We start from the raw sequence: 13,515 nt of genomic DNA on the forward strand, positions 1-13,515 counted from the left end.
CTGATGACCGCTCCGTCCCCCAGGGGGCCCGCCGCGGCGGGCCCCGGCCCCGGCCCCGCCCCGCCCGCCCCGCCCCCCGGCCGCCAGGGCGCGACGCTCGCCGTGCGCAACTACCGCTACTTCTTCTTCGGGCAGTTCGTCTCGAACTCCGGCACGTGGATGCAGTTCGTCGCCCAGGACTGGCTGGTCTTCCACCTGACGGGCAGCACGTTCGCGGTGGGCGTCACCACGGCGCTGCAGTTCCTGCCGGTGCTGCTGTTCGGCCTGTTCGGCGGCGTCGTCGCCGACCGGTACCCGAAGCGGCGGATCCTGCTCGCCACGCAGGGAGCGATGGGCCTGTTCGCGGCCGCCCTGGCCGTGCTCACGCTGAGCGATGCCGTCGTGGTCGCCCACGTGTACGTCTTCGCGTTCCTGCTCGGCCTCATGAACGTGTTCGCCAACCCGGCGATCCAGACGTTCGTCCCCGAGATGGTCGGCCCCGAGCGCGTCGCCAACGCGGTCAGCCTGGGCGCCGTCAACTTCCAGAGCGCCCGGCTGCTCGGCCCGGCCGTCGCGGGCCCGCTGATCGTCGTGATCGGCAGTGGCTGGGCGTTCGCCCTCAACGCCGCCTCCTATCTCGCGGTGATCGCCTCCCTCCTGGCCGTCCGCGCGTCCGAACTGCGCCCGGTGAAGCCCGCGCCGCGTGAGAAGGGCCAGATCAGGGCGGGCCTGCGGCACGTGCGGGAGCATCCGCAGCTCATCCGGCCGATCGTCCTGGTCGGGTTCGTCTGCACCTTCGGCTTCAACTTCCCGACGCTGCTGTCCGGCTTCGCGTACAACGTCTTCGACGGCGGGGCGAAGGAGTTCGGCTTCCTGACGACGGCGGTCGGGCTGGGGGCCCTGGTGGGGGCGCTGCTGTCGGCGCGCCGGCGGAGCGGCAGCGCGGTGGTGATGACGGGCACGGCGGCGGCCTTCGGCGTGCTGGAGGCGTTGACGTCGGCGGCGCCGGGCGTCTGGTGGTTCGGCGCACTGATGGTGCTGGTGGGGCTGCTGAGCGTGACGTTTGCGACCACGGCCAATGCGCTGGTGCAGCTGAACACGGACCCGTCGATGCGGGGCCGCGTGATGGGCCTGTACATGCTCGTCTACACGGGCGGGACGCCGGTCGGCGGCCCGGTGGTGGGCTGGGTGGTCCAGCACTACGGGGCGCGGGCCGGAATCCTGGCGTGCGGGCTGGTGGCGGTGGCCGCTGCGGGCGTCGTGGGCCTGGTGGCGCTGCGCGCTCCCCGTGCGGGTGCGGTCCCTGGTGATTAGCGTGGCTACGGGGACGTAGGGGGTGTAAGGGGCGTAACCGCCCGGAAGGAGCCGGAGCCATGGCCGCGCAACCAGAGGGCACGCCGTGCTGGGCCGACGCGATGTTCACGGACGTCGAGGCGGCCAAGGATTTCTACGGCGGCGTCCTGGGATGGACCTTCGGCGAGAGCGCGTCGGAGTTCGGCGACTACACGCAGGCGTACGCGGACGGCAGGGCGGTGGCCGCCGTGGTGCCGCCCATGCCGGGCCAGGAGGGCCACTCCGCCTGGTGCCTGTACTTCGCCTCGCCCGACGCGGCCGCCACCGCCGCGAAGATCCGCGCGGGCGGCGGCGAGGTGCTGATGGACCCGATGACGGTCGGCGACTTCGGCACGATGCTCCTCGCCCGTGACCCCTCGGGCGTCGCCTTCGGCGTCTGGCAGGCGGGCACCCACGAGGGCTTCGAGAAGCGCGGCGAGGCCGGCGCGTACTGCTGGGCCGAGGTCTTCACCCGCGAGCCGGACAAGGCCGACGCCTTCTTCCCGGCCGTCTTCCCCTTCGGCGTGCAGCGCATCGCGGGCGACGCGGACACCGACGGCGAGGAGATCGACTTCAAGCTCTTCACGCTCGGCGGCGATCCGGTGCTCGGCCGGATGGTGATGGGTGAGGAGTTCCCTCCGGAGGTGCCTCCGCACATCCAGGTGTTCTTCGCGGTCGGTGACTGCGACGCGGTGGTCGCCAAGGCGACGGAGCGCGGCGGCGAGCTCAAGTTCGGCCCGATGGACAGCCCCTTCGGCCGCTTCGCGGCACTGACCGATCCCCAGGGCGCGGCGTTCGCCGTCATCGACCTGGGGGCGACGACGGGGAAGATGCCGGAGCTGACCGAGGAGAAGTGAGCTGACGGACGGGAAGCGGGGTCCGGTGCCGCCGGACGGGCCGGAACGCGCGGACCGCAGCCGGGGAGAAGGCTGCCGGATTCCGCGGGACCGGCCCGTCCCGGTGACCGGGCTGCCGCCGGGGTCAGGCGATCGCGCCGCCGCCCTCGATGAACAGCGTGGTGCCGGTGCTGTACGGACTGCCCGCCACGTAGAGGATCGCGTCGGCGATGTCCTCGGGTTCGCCCACGCGGCCGACGGGGAGCCGCCGGGTCGCGGCCTCGTACATGGCCTCGCGGTGCTCCGCGGGGAGGGCGTCCCACAGCGGGGTCCTGATGAGGCCGGGGGAGACGGCGTTGACGCGCAGCGGTGCGTACTCCAGAGCCAGCCCCCGGACGAGGGCCTCCAGCGCGGCGTTGATCGCGCTCTGCAGGGCGGCCGCCTTCCCGGGCCGTACGGACAGGTAGCCGGTGACGATCGTCAGCGAGCCGGTGGGGTGGATCCGCAGCACGCGGGCGAGGCGGTACGCGCCCCAGAACTTGCTGTCCATCGCGGCGCGGGCGGCGTCGAGCGGCAGGGTGTCGACGCGGCCCATCGGCGTGTCCGCCGCCGTGATGACGACGTGGTCGAACGTGCCGGCGGTGCCGGCGAACGCCTCGACCGCGTCGTCGTCGGTGATGTCCAGGACCTGGCCGGCCGCGGTGGCGCCGAGGCCGGCGAGCGCGGCGTCGATCTTCTTCTCGGAGCGGGAGGCGATGGTGACGAGGGCGCCCTGTTCGGTGAACCGCCGGGCGGTGGCCAGGCCGACGCCCGAGCTCCCTCCCACGACGAGGACGCGCTTTCCTTGGTAGTCGGTCACGGTGAAGTGCTCTCCTGTAGGACGGGGACCTGGGACGCCAGGTCCTCGGATCGGGTGCGGGAATAGCTCTCACGGTTCAGCTCGGTGATCTGGACCGATATGTCGCAGGAGGTCTCCGCCATCGTCCGCCGGAAGTGCCGGCCCAGGACGCGCAGGGCTTCCTGGCTGATGAGGCGCTTGGTGTCCGCGGGCTTGCCCGCGAAGGTGCGGATGTCGAGGTTGACGAAGGCCTGCTCGTACGTGCCGTCGCCGATGTAGGCGTTCAGCCGGACGAGCCTGCTCTTGAAGTCCTGGACGCGGAAGCCGCCGACTTCCGAGAGCGCAGCATGCAGTTCCCTGAACAGGCCGGCTTCGTCGACCGATTCACGGATGTTGCCCGAGTGTTCGAGCATGAGGTGCGGCATGCCGATTCCTTTCTCGTGTCTCACTGGTGATGCCGGCGTATACCTCCTCCTCTTCGTGCCTCGTGGGCATCTACCGACGGCGGATACGCCGGCATGACGGAACCGCCGGCACGGGGCCGGCGGTTCCGGGTCTGTGGGTGTTCTGCGGGTTCTCGCGGGTGGGCTACTTCGCCGGGACGGCGGCCTTGGCGCCCGCCGGGGCCGCGGCGGGGGCGGAAGCGGCCTTCGCGGCGCGGTGGATGCCGAAGGCGCTCAGCAGCGCGCAGCCCACCAGCGCCGCCACCGCCCACCCCAGGGCCGTCTGCAGCCCGGAGGTGAAGGCGTCCGACTTGGCGTCGCCCACGATCAGGCCCATGATCGCGACGCCGGTCAGGCCGCCCAGCTGGCGCGAGGCGTTGAGGACGCCGGAGGCGATGCCGATGTTGCCGGTGTCGACGGCGGAGAGCATGGCGTTCGTCATGGCCGGGACGACCAGGCCGATGCCGAAGCCCGCCACCAGGAACTGGCCGATGATCGCGAAGTACGAGCCGGAGTGCACGGCCGGGAGGGTGCCGAGGTAGCCCAGGGCGGCGAGGGAGCTGCCGGTGATGAGGACGGCGCGGGCTCCGTACCGCTTGGCGAGCGGGCCGCAGGACAGGTTGGCGGTCATGATCGCGGCGGTCATCGGGAGGAACGCGAGGCCGGCGACGATCGGCGAGTACTCCCAGACGGACTGGAAGAACAGGCTGAAGACGAAGATCAGGCCGTAGAAGGCGAAGTTGACCAGGACGCCGATCAGCGAGGTCGAGGTGAACGCCTTGCGGCCGAAGAGGTGCAGCGGCAGCATCGGGTCGCTGCTGCGCTTCTCGGCGGCGATGAAGGCGATGGTCGCGACGGCGAAGACCGCGAGGCTGCCGATCACGAACGCCGAGCCCCAGCCCCGGCCGTTGGCCTCGATGATGGCGGCGGTGAAGGTGCCCAGCGCGATGACGGCCAGCACCTGGCCGAGCAGGTCGAAGGAGCGGCGCGGGGCGTCGGCGGCCCGGACGGTGGCCGGGGCGTTGGCCTGGGTGAGCCAGATGCCGGCGACGGCGATCGGGACGTTCACGAAGAAGATCGACCGCCAGCCGAGCTGGTCGATGAGGACGCCGCCGACCACCGGGCCGAGGGCGAGGGCGAGGCCGCCCGCCGCGGCCCACAGGCTCACGGCCTTGGCGCGCTCGCCGGCGTCGGGGAACGACTTGTTCACGATCGACAGCGAGGACGGGACGATCATCGCCGCCCCCAGGCCCTGGGCCACCCGGGAGACGATCAGTGCGACGAGCGTGGTGGAGGCGCCGCAGGCGAAGGACGCCACGGCGAAGAGCGCGAAGCCCACCTGGTAGATCCGCTTCGGGTCGAAGCGGTCCCCCAGCGATCCGGTGGACAGCAGGAACGCGGCGAAGGTGAGGGTGTAGCCGTTGATCACCCACTCCAGCCCGGAGAGGCTGTCGCCGAAGTCCTTGCTCAGCGCGTCGGTGGCGACGTTGACCACGCTGACATCGAGGATGACGACGACGAACCCGAGGCAGGCCGCGAGCAGCGACAGCTTCCTTTTCGCAGTACTGGGTTCACTCTGGGACATGCCTATTCCTAAAGGTCGGTCGGACGGGGTGGGGAGGGCGAGGGGCGCACGACGCGAATAGACTGTTCGATGCGAGGCGAACAACTAAACTGTACGCAGATCATCGAACACTTTGCAATCGTTCGTCAGGAAGGCCGTTATGACCAAGGGAAACGTCGCGGCTCCGGCGCCGCACCGCACGCCACCGGAGCACGTCCATCCCCGGGACGTGGCCCTGGAGACCGCGCTGGCGGCGCTCTCCGATCCCGTACGGATCGCACTCGTACGGGAGTTGGCCGCCAGTGAGGACTGGGAGCGCACCTGCGGCAGCTTCGACGTGCCGGTCCGCAAGGCCGCGCTGAGCCATCACTTCGCGGTGCTGCGCTCCGCCGGGCTGATCGAGCAGCGCGACGCGGGCGCCAAGCGGATCAACCGGCTGCGCCGGGCCGAGTTCGAGGAGCGGTTCCCCGGGCTGCTGGCCCTCGTCCTGCGGCAGCGGGAAGCGGGCGGAGGCCCGCCGTCGCGGGGATAGCGACGGAGCCGTACGGACGCCGCGGGCGCGGCTCCTCGCCGCAGGCCGCGCCCGCCGCCAGGGCGAGGCGCTCGCGCAGCAGCTTCGCCGTGCCGTTCGCGACGGACGGGTCCACGCTCGGCGTCCCGTACGACAGGGCCAGGCCGAACGCCCCGCGGAACGTCGAAAGGTGCAGTACCAGCCCGTAGTTGGCGCCGGTGCGGTTGACGACCGTGCGGAAGCCCGTCACCCGGCCCGCGTGCGCGCCCAGCGAGGCGTCGACCGGGCCCACGTTGGTGATGCAGATGCCCGGGGCGCTGCCGGCGGCCGCCGCGGCCGCCACCGCGGCCCGGATCTCGTGGTGCGGGCGGGTCTGCGGCCGCCAGGCGGCGTCGGCCGCCCGGAAGCCGTCCCGGTACGCCTCGGCGTGGTCCTTGAACGACCCGCCGCCGAGCCGCAGCGGCGCCCGGGCGACGCTGATGAAGCAGCCCAGGTCGGACAGGGACTCCTCCTCGGCGTAACGGCGGCGCAGCGACACGGCGGTGAAGAAGTCCACCTCGTCGCGGCCGGTGGCCAGCGCGAAGGACTCGGCGAGCGCCGTCGCGAAGAACTGGTTGACGGTCAGGCCGCGGCGCCGGCAGTAGAGCTTCACGGCCGCCGACCCGGCGGGCGACAGGTCGGCGGGGACGAAGGCGGTGCCCCGCTCCTCCCAGGGCGCGCGGACGGCGAACGGGATGCCGGGCGCGGGCGCGCCCGGGAGGGCCGGCAGGCCTTCCGCACCGGGTGCCGGCGCGGTGTACGTCAGCTCGTCGCCGTTGCGGGAGAAGGGCTCCGGCACGGCGTGCTCCGGGGCGCCGAAGAGCTCTTCGAGGAGCACCCGCAGGGTGCCGCCGGTGGAATGGCCGTCGGAGATCGCGTGGTTGCGGGTGAAGTAGAGGTGCGTGACGCCCGCCTGCTCATCGGCGGCGGCCCGCAGCCGCCACAGGGCGCCGCCCGTCGGCAGGACGTCGTTGAGTTCCTCGCCCAGGAGGTCCTCGGGCGAGCGCCCGGCGGGCACCGGGCCGTGGCGCAGCTGCTCCGGGCCGGGCCCGGGCCCCGCGGCGAACCAGAGCGAGCCGTCCCGCTCCTCGATGCGTGCCCGCAGCAGCGGGAGGCGGCGCGCCCAGCGCCGGACGGCGTCGCCGAGCTCGGCCGCGCCGAGCGGGGCGTCGATGCTGATCCAGGTGGTGACCTGGGTGTTTCCCTTCAGCAGGGCGTGCATGTACGCGAAGGACGCCTCGACGTCGCTGAGCTTGCGCAGGAGCTCCATGGTCAGTCCACCTGCCGTTCGGCGCCGTCCCGGGCGATGGTGTTGGTGAGGGCGACGCCGTGGCTCGTGACGTCGATGGTGAGCCGGTCGCCGTGGGCGATGCGGAAGCCGGCGTGGAAGCTGCTGCGGTCGGCGCCGATGAAGACGTAGTGCACGCGGCCGGGGTGGTGCAGCGGCGGATAGGCGAAGAGGTGCTCCATCATCGCGTCGAGCCGGTAGGCCAGGGCGTCGGTGCCGGTGGTGAAGCCGCCCTCCCAGGCGGTCACGCCGTCCCGCTCCACGGAGACCTTGCCGGTGACGGAGCGCGGCGGCTCCCCGGCGAAGAACCAGGGGGAGACCGCCGCGTCGCACAGCTTGGCGTACGAGAGGTGGCCGTTGTTGCGCTTGAAGCGGCCGATGTCGGTGAGGTCGTTGCCGAAGGTGTACCCGGCGTAGCGGGGCGTGCCCCGCTCGTCGTCGATGTAGATCAGGACGACCTCCGCCTCCTCGCACACGGCGACGGCCGCGGCGGGGACGGCCAGCTCGTCACCGGAGACCCGGAGGGAGGTGCCGAGCCCCTTGAAGAACCAGTTGGGCTGCGGGCGTTCGCCGCCGTCCCGCGCGGCCTCCTCGGAGACCTTGACGTTGTGGGTCTGCATGAAGCCGCTGACCAGCGCGTTCCCCAGCTCGGTGGGGAGCAGCGGGGGAAGGTGGCGGACCTCGTGGCGGCGGTCGGCGGGCACGGTGACGGCCGGGCCGGCCGCCTGGGCGGCGGCGGCGAACGCGGCGGCGTCGAAGCCCGCGGCCGCGAGCGCCGCGCCGTGGTCGTCACCGGTGCGGTAGAGGTGCAGCGGTGCTCCGTCGGCGGGCTCGTCGAAGCCGGCGAGCCGCTCGCCCTGGTACGTGCATGCGAAGAACTGGGTCACGGCGGAACGCCCTCCAAGGACGTCGGTGGGGTGGGGGAGTACGGGGCGGGGGCCGGCTATTCCATGAGGATCTCGACGAGCGCCGGCTTGCCGTGGGCCTTGATGTACGCGACGGCCTCACGGACGGCCGGGGCGATGTCCTCGACGGCCTCGACCCGGGGCAGGGCGTGGATGTTGTACGACCGCGCGAGGGTGACGAAGTCGACGGGGTTGTCGTAGAAGCTCGTCGCGATGTGGGCGCGGTCGATGTCGCGGTCGCGGTTCCCGGCGACGCGCTGGGCGTGCTGCGTCGAGTTGAGGTAAAGGCGGTTGTTCATGACGACGGTGAGCAGCGGCACGTCGTACGCGGAGAGCGTCCACAGGGCGCTGGGCGTGTAGAGGAAGTCGCCGTCGGACTGGAGGTCGATGACGATGCTGCCGTCGCCCTTGTGGGCGAGGGCGGCGCCGACGGAGGCGCCGAGGCCGTAGCCGAGGCCGCCGCCGCCGTTGAGCCCGAGGTAGCTCTGCGGGCGCTCCAGGGGCCAGAGCTTCTTCACCCAGCCGTCGATGGTGAGGCTGCCGGTGTTGGCGAGGATCCAGGTCTCGTCGCGCACGGCGCGGTGGATCTCGTCGACGGCCGCGGCCACGTTGACGACCTCGTTGCCCTTGGCCTCTTCGGCCTGCTCGGCCCAGGCGAGGCGGGCGCGGGTGTGGGCGGCGGCGATCTGCTTGACGCGCTCGTCGCGGCGCGCGGTGAACGCGGGGGTCGCGAAGCCGGGGGCGTCGGCCCGCTCGCGGAGGGCGGTGATGCTGCCCAGCGCGTCGGCGGCCACGGCCTGATCGACGGGCACGAACTGCTGGTAGTCCGCGGCCCACTTGCTGGTGAGGAGGTCGTTGGCGCCGATGGTGACGACGTGGGCGCCGCCCACCGGCCTGCCCTGGTCGTCGAGGTCGAGGAAGGAGCCGAGGGCGCCCACGAGGTCCTGCACCTCCAGGGCGAGCACCAGGTCCGCGTCCTTGAGGAAGCCGGCGTCCGCCCCGGAGAGGTTGAGCTCGTGGTTGCCGGGGAAGTTCATCCGGTTGCCGCGGTCGATCACGGCCAGTCCGAGGGTCTCGGCGAGGGCGGTGAGCGGGGCCACGGTCCGCGGGTCCTGGCCGGAGAAGTCCGTGATGAGGACGGGCAGGCGGGCGTCCCGCAGCCGGGCCGCGAGGCCGTCGGCGGTGAGGGCGTCCAGCGGGGGCAGCTCGGTCGCGGCCGTGGCGGACGCCGGGAGCAGCCGTACGCCGTCCTCGACGGGCTGTTCCTGGACGTCGAAGTCCAGGGCCACGAAGACCGGGGCCTTCATCGGCGTGTTCATCAGCTTGAAGGCGCGGTAGAGGGACTCGACGGTGGCCCGCTGGCCGATCGGCTGGTCGCACCACTTCACGTAGTCCTTGACCACGGACTCGATGTTCTGCGAGGTGTGGATCCAGTCGATCCAGGGCCTGCGCTTGCCCGCGTCGACGGGGCCGTTGCCGCCGAGGACGAACAGCGGCACCCGGTCGCACCAGGCGTTGAAGACGGCCATCGAGGCGTGCAGCAGGCCGACGTTGGCGTGCACGAAGACGCCCATGTGCCGGTTGCTCGCCTTGTGGTAGCCGTGGGCGATCGCGACGGCGATCTCCTCGTGGCAGGCCATGACGATCTCCGGGGCGATCTCCGCGTTGTCCTCGTGGACGAGGGAGTCGTGGACGCCGCGGAAGGAGGCGCCGGGGTTGAAGGTCACGTGGTCGATGCCCTGCTGGTGCAGGAACTCGACGATCAGGTCGGAGAAGTACTTGCTCATGCCTCAGCCTTCGTAGCTTTCGCCGCTGCCGCCCACGGGCTGCCACCGGTCGGTGTCCGGGGCGTAGCGGAGCACGGCCCATGCGCGGGCGCTGTCGTCGAGGGCCATCCCGAACCCGGCGCCTTCGGCGGGCGAGATGGTGTTGGCCGCGCGGTCCACCGCGGGCGGAGGGGTGACGATCATCCGTTCGAAGAAGCGGTCGGACTGGCCGGCCTCGACGGTGATCGCGTCCCGGTGCCGGAAGGCGAGCTGCCGGCTCGCGGCGATCAGCGGCCCGGTCTCGGCGACCTGGACGCCGATCTGGAACGCGATGCCGTGCTCCCGGGCGAAGTCGATGATCGCCGCGGAGTTCAGCAGCCCGCCGCACTTGGCGACGCGGACGTTGAACGCGTCGGCGGCGCCGGTGCGCACCGCGGTGCGGGCGTCGTCGAGCGAGCACAGCGACTCGTCCAGCATGATCGGCACGCCGGTGCCGCGCCGCAGGTCGCGCAGCCCGTCCCAGGAGCCCTTGCGGAGCGGCTCCTCGATGAGGCCCGCGCCGCAGTCGGCGAGCCGTTTGATGTTGCCGAGCGCCTCGTCGTAGGTCCAGCTCATGTTGGCGTCGACCATGACGGGGACGCCGGGCCCGAGGGCCTCGCGGATCGCGGTGACGGTGCGGGCGTCGCGCTCGATGTCAGCGGACGCCTTGACCTTCACGAAGTGGAACGGGCCGCGGGTCGCCAGGAACTCCTCGACGCCGGTGCCCAGGTCGATGACCTGGGAGACGGGCAGCGGCTCCCGGTCACCGGCCGGGCCGGGCCCGGCGGGGCGGACCAGGTCGCCCACGCCGCGCCCGAGCCGCTGCCCCAGGAGGTCGAGGACCGCGGTTTCCAGCAGGCAGATCAGGTTGTTCCCCCCGGTGATGCCGAACGTCCGGGCGAAGCCGTCCCGGCGCAGCAGCTCCAGCAACTCCTCGCTGCCGGTGGTCCGCAGGCGTTCCAGCAGCTGCCGCACGGGCACCCGCCGGAGCTCGGCGCGGACGCCGTCCGTGGTCTCGCCGGTGACGTACGGGCGGGGGGCGCACTCGCCGAGCCCGGTCACCCCGCCGGCGGTGAGCGCCAGGACGAGGCTGTCGGACCGGCGGCGGCGCGCCGCGGGGTGGTCGAAGGCCACCCGCATCGGCAGCGCCGCGTGGTGGAGCAGCGCCTCATCCATGGTGGTCCAGGCCCGGTATCAGGGCGTACGTGGACGACCAGGTGACGAGGCTGGTGCGGACGTCGGTGTAGTAGAGGTAGTGCTGGTGCGTGGGGAGCTTGATGATGCCGCCGCGCCCGTTGGTCATCTCGATGAACGTCTTGTGGGCGTCGTCGAGGTCGACGATCGGGTCGGTGAGCCCGGAGACGTAGCTGACCGGCACGTCGGGGAGCTCGCGCCGCGGCTGCAGGTAGAGCTTCTCCAGCTCCAGGAGGGTGGCCCGGGAGCGCCGGGTCAGCTGTCTTACGGCCAGGTCGTCGTGGTCGATGTACTGCTGGTACTTGACGTTGTCGGTGAAGTCCGCGGACTTCAGGCCGGCGTCCCACAGCTCGGTGCCGTCCTCCGCGGCCAGGGCCGCGCGCTGCTCCGGGGAGAGGGTCGCGTGCAGCTTGCCGAGCCAGGACGAGCAGAAGACCGCCGACTCGTAGGGGACGTCGAAGTCCGGGTGGTGCATCAGCGCGGCGAGGAACGAGCCGCCGAGGCAGTGTCCGAACAGCTGCAGGGGGGTGTCCTCGCCGATGATGCGGCGCACGGTGGCGAGGGCCGCCGCGTAGTCACCGACGATCGTCTCGGCGTCGGGGAGGTCCTGGCGCTCGCCGTCGCTGATGCCGCTGCCGCGGCGGTCGAGGACGAAGAACGCGATGTCGTTGTCGGCGTACTGCGGGCCGACCTCCCACAGCCAGCCCGCGTGGCTCTGCAGGCCGTGGAAATAGAAGATCGCGCCCTTGAGGTTCTTGGGGCGCCACAGGTGCAGCGCGAGGTCCGCGCCGTCGCGCCGTACGTACGTGATCTCCTTGCGGGTGTTCTGCGGGGGGCGCTTGAGCTCCAGCATGGCGATGCCTCTTCCGGGTCAGTCGCCGACGATGTCGGCCACGAAGTCGATGTCCTGCTGAAAGGGCTTGTACTTGTACTGGGTCGCGTTGCCGGCGGCGCGGCGGCCCTCGACGTACGCGTTGATCGCGTCGTGCGGCACGGTGACGACCTCGATGGGCCGCAGCCGTCCGCTCTCCCGCTTGGACGCGTACTCGATGTTGATGGTCTTGAGCGCCTCGTCGATGCGCCCGGACAGCTCGGCGTCGATGCCCCTGTCGCTGCCGTGGCTCTCGACCAGGGCGACGTAGTGCGGCGGCTCGCCCCACTTGGGGCCGCACATGTAGAGGCCCATGTCGAGGCCCTGCTCGGCGACGCCCCGCTCGATGGCCTGCGTCACCTGCGCCTCGGTGATCTTCTCTCCGGTGAAGGAGTGGAAGACGCCGTCGCGCCGCACGAAGTGGATCCACGGCACGCCGCCCGTACCGCCCTCGATGCGGTCGACGTGGTAGATGTCGCCCGTCCACAGCCGGTACAGGCCGTTGCCCTGCGACATGATCAGGTGGTAGTCCCGGCCGGCCTCGACCTCGTCGAACAGCAGCGTCTCGACGGGCTCCCCGCGCTCCACGAGCTCGCCCAGCGGCACCTCGGCCGGGACGAACTCGTAGAACGCCTGGCTGATCGCGAGGGGCTGGCTGTGCGGGGTGTCGTCCACCGGGATGGTGGTGACGCCCTCGGTGCCGCAGCTCATGAAGGGGAGCTTGGCGACGCCGGGGAAGACCGCGTCGAGCTTGCTCTGGTAGAGCCCGGCGGAGGCCGACAGCCAGCAGCTGTAGAGCGTGAGCGAGGGCCAGACGTCCTTCAGGCTGAAGCCCGGCTTCCGCAGCACCTCCGCCAGGTGGTCGGCGGCGGCCGGGTCGGGCTCGCCCCACGGCTCGCCCTCGACCGTGCCCTCGCGCAGGTCGCGCACCAGGCTCTTGCCGTGCGCCTCGATGAGGTCGCGCAGCGAGATGAGCGTGCTGGGGTTGATCGACGAGATGTAGTGCAGGTTCCTGCCGAGGAGGTGGCGGATGCGGTGGTACATCCGGCCCTCGTGGGAGGCCGGCACGGACGGGCCGAACCACGGGGCCTCGTACCACGGCGGGTTCCAGTCCCGGGTGTTGATCTGCGGGTGCCGGTTGCTGATGGCCTGGTGCTCGACGCCGTGCACGAAGTCGCTGACGTCCTCGCGGACGGTCTGGGTGTCGAGCGTCGCGTACGGGTGCGCGAGCAGCTCGGGGTGGTGCTCCAGGTAGGTGCCCCACATCGCCATCATCGCCGGGATGCGGTAGGTCAGCAGCCAGTGCAGGGTGTACGGGACGCGCTTGGGGGTGCCGGTGGTGCCGCTGGTCTTGAGCCAGCGCAGCACGGGGCTGCACGTGAGGGTGCCGCCCTTGGTACGCGTCTCCCGCTCGATGACCTCGGCGAAGTCGTCGTACCGCATGATCGGCAGGACCTTGCGGAACGACGCCTTGTCCGAGGCGAGGACGTCGTAGTTGCGTTCCTTCCAGTGCAGGGAGGCCGCGCTGACGCCGATGATGTCGGCGAGGACGCGGTCCTGCGCGGTGGTGGGGCACTTCAGGTCGGCCAGGAGGCGCTCGTGGGCCTGGCGGCACTCCTCGATGAAGCGGCCCCGGCGCGCCTTCCAGTGCTTCTGCCATTCCGTCGTGGAGTCCTTCTTGGAATCCGTCTTGGGCATGTCTGCTTCTCTCCGCGTGGGTCGGCTGGGTGAGGGAGGTGGAGCGGGCCGGCCGCGCCGGGCCCGCCGGAAGCGGGCGAGGCCGCGGCTCCGGCCGAGCCGGAAGGGTCCCGGGGGCGGCAGGCCGTGCTCGTCGGCTACGGGGAGGCGGGAAAACAGCGAGCACCGGCGGAGGGGGAGTCCGCCGGTGCTCGGGTCAGGGGGTTCGCCGC

12 protein-coding genes are annotated in these 13,515 nt (G+C 71.8%); 3 read left to right on the forward strand and 9 right to left on the reverse strand.

Features of this window, described 5'->3' with window-relative positions; all coding sequences use genetic code 11:
* Positions 1-3: 3 nt before the first annotated feature.
* Positions 4-1,293, forward strand: a complete 1,290-nt coding sequence (locus ACOTKD_RS08245) for an MFS transporter (protein ID WP_424888202.1) — start codon at positions 4-6, stop codon at positions 1,291-1,293.
* A 59-nt stretch (positions 1,294-1,352) separates the two neighbouring features.
* Positions 1,353-2,168, forward strand: coding sequence for a VOC family protein (locus tag ACOTKD_RS08250; protein WP_424888203.1), 816 nt, complete (start codon positions 1,353-1,355; stop codon positions 2,166-2,168).
* A 124-nt stretch (positions 2,169-2,292) separates the two neighbouring features.
* Here ACOTKD_RS08250 and ACOTKD_RS08255 read toward each other — a convergent pair whose 3' ends face one another.
* From ACOTKD_RS08255 to ACOTKD_RS08265, 3 genes are all read right to left on the reverse strand, one after another.
* Positions 2,293-3,006, reverse strand: coding sequence for an SDR family oxidoreductase (locus ACOTKD_RS08255; RefSeq protein ID WP_424888204.1), 714 nt, complete (start codon positions 3,004-3,006; stop codon positions 2,293-2,295).
* Positions 3,003-3,410: a 5-carboxymethyl-2-hydroxymuconate Delta-isomerase gene (locus tag ACOTKD_RS08260; RefSeq protein WP_424888205.1), complete on the reverse strand. Its 408-nt coding sequence runs from the start codon at positions 3,408-3,410 to the stop codon at positions 3,003-3,005. Before ACOTKD_RS08260 ends, ACOTKD_RS08255 begins: the two co-directional genes overlap by 4 nt.
* 163 nt (positions 3,411-3,573) lie before the next feature.
* Positions 3,574-5,013 carry an MFS transporter gene (locus tag ACOTKD_RS08265; protein WP_424888206.1) on the reverse strand — a complete coding sequence of 480 codons (1,440 nt, stop codon included), beginning with the start codon at positions 5,011-5,013 and terminating at the stop codon, positions 3,574-3,576.
* A gap of 139 nt (positions 5,014-5,152) precedes the next feature.
* Between ACOTKD_RS08265 and ACOTKD_RS08270 the strand changes: the two genes are divergently transcribed.
* On the forward strand, positions 5,153-5,524 hold the full coding sequence (locus ACOTKD_RS08270) for an ArsR/SmtB family transcription factor (protein WP_424888207.1): 372 nt from the start codon (positions 5,153-5,155) through the stop codon (positions 5,522-5,524).
* Here ACOTKD_RS08270 and ACOTKD_RS08275 read toward each other — a convergent pair.
* Genes ACOTKD_RS08275 through ACOTKD_RS08300 form a run of 6 tightly spaced genes read right to left on the reverse strand, consistent with a single transcriptional unit; the run spans position 5,421 to position 13,303 of the window.
* The gene (locus ACOTKD_RS08275; RefSeq protein ID WP_424888208.1) at positions 5,421-6,812 is read right to left on the reverse strand and encodes a hypothetical protein; all 1,392 of its coding nucleotides are present in this window, start codon (positions 6,810-6,812) and stop codon (positions 5,421-5,423) included. The two genes, ACOTKD_RS08270 and ACOTKD_RS08275, sit on opposite strands and share 104 nt — an antisense overlap.
* 2 nt (positions 6,813-6,814) lie before the next feature.
* Positions 6,815-7,717: an FAH family protein gene (locus ACOTKD_RS08280; protein WP_424888209.1), complete on the reverse strand. Its 903-nt coding sequence runs from the start codon at positions 7,715-7,717 to the stop codon at positions 6,815-6,817.
* Positions 7,718-7,773: 56 nt separating this feature from the next.
* The gene (locus tag ACOTKD_RS08285; protein WP_424888210.1) at positions 7,774-9,522 is read right to left on the reverse strand and encodes a thiamine pyrophosphate-binding protein; all 1,749 of its coding nucleotides are present in this window, start codon (positions 9,520-9,522) and stop codon (positions 7,774-7,776) included.
* Positions 9,523-9,525: 3 nt separating this feature from the next.
* Entirely contained in the window at positions 9,526-10,716 is a 1,191-nt protein-coding gene (locus tag ACOTKD_RS08290) for an enolase C-terminal domain-like protein (RefSeq protein ID WP_424888211.1), read from the reverse strand.
* Positions 10,709-11,587 (reverse strand): alpha/beta hydrolase, encoded by an 879-nt coding sequence (locus tag ACOTKD_RS08295; RefSeq protein ID WP_424888212.1) that lies wholly within the window; start codon positions 11,585-11,587, stop codon positions 10,709-10,711. The genes ACOTKD_RS08290 and ACOTKD_RS08295 overlap by 8 nt, the downstream gene beginning before the upstream one ends.
* A gap of 18 nt (positions 11,588-11,605) precedes the next feature.
* Entirely contained in the window at positions 11,606-13,303 is a 1,698-nt protein-coding gene (locus tag ACOTKD_RS08300; RefSeq protein ID WP_424888213.1) for a GH3 family domain-containing protein, read from the reverse strand.
* Positions 13,304-13,515: the final 212 nt, after the last annotated feature.

Origin of the sequence: Streptomyces sp. XH2 (assembly GCF_049725035.1) — a bacterium.
GTDB classification, from domain to species: Bacteria; Actinomycetota; Actinomycetes; order Streptomycetales; family Streptomycetaceae; genus Streptomyces; species Streptomyces roseoverticillatus.

What these genes read in the sequence shown, in the direction of transcription:
- ACOTKD_RS08300 (WP_424888213.1), bottom strand. Translation starts at nt 13,303, where the DNA reads ATGCCCAAGACGGATTCCAAGAAGGACTCCACGACGGAATGGCAGAAG.
- ACOTKD_RS08295 (WP_424888212.1), bottom strand. Translation starts at nt 11,587, where the DNA reads ATGCTGGAGCTCAAGCGCCCCCCGCAGAACACCCGCAAGGAGATCACG.
- ACOTKD_RS08260 (WP_424888205.1), bottom strand. Translation starts at nt 3,410, where the DNA reads ATGCCGCACCTCATGCTCGAACACTCGGGCAACATCCGTGAATCGGTC.
- ACOTKD_RS08285 (WP_424888210.1), bottom strand. Translation starts at nt 9,522, where the DNA reads ATGAGCAAGTACTTCTCCGACCTGATCGTCGAGTTCCTGCACCAGCAG.
- ACOTKD_RS08290 (WP_424888211.1), bottom strand. Translation starts at nt 10,716, where the DNA reads ATGGATGAGGCGCTGCTCCACCACGCGGCGCTGCCGATGCGGGTGGCC.
- ACOTKD_RS08275 (WP_424888208.1), bottom strand. Translation starts at nt 6,812, where the DNA reads ATGGAGCTCCTGCGCAAGCTCAGCGACGTCGAGGCGTCCTTCGCGTAC.
- ACOTKD_RS08265 (WP_424888206.1), bottom strand. Translation starts at nt 5,013, where the DNA reads ATGTCCCAGAGTGAACCCAGTACTGCGAAAAGGAAGCTGTCGCTGCTC.
- ACOTKD_RS08270 (WP_424888207.1), top strand. Translation starts at nt 5,153, where the DNA reads ATGACCAAGGGAAACGTCGCGGCTCCGGCGCCGCACCGCACGCCACCG.
- ACOTKD_RS08245 (WP_424888202.1), top strand. Translation starts at nt 4, where the DNA reads ATGACCGCTCCGTCCCCCAGGGGGCCCGCCGCGGCGGGCCCCGGCCCC.
- ACOTKD_RS08250 (WP_424888203.1), top strand. Translation starts at nt 1,353, where the DNA reads ATGGCCGCGCAACCAGAGGGCACGCCGTGCTGGGCCGACGCGATGTTC.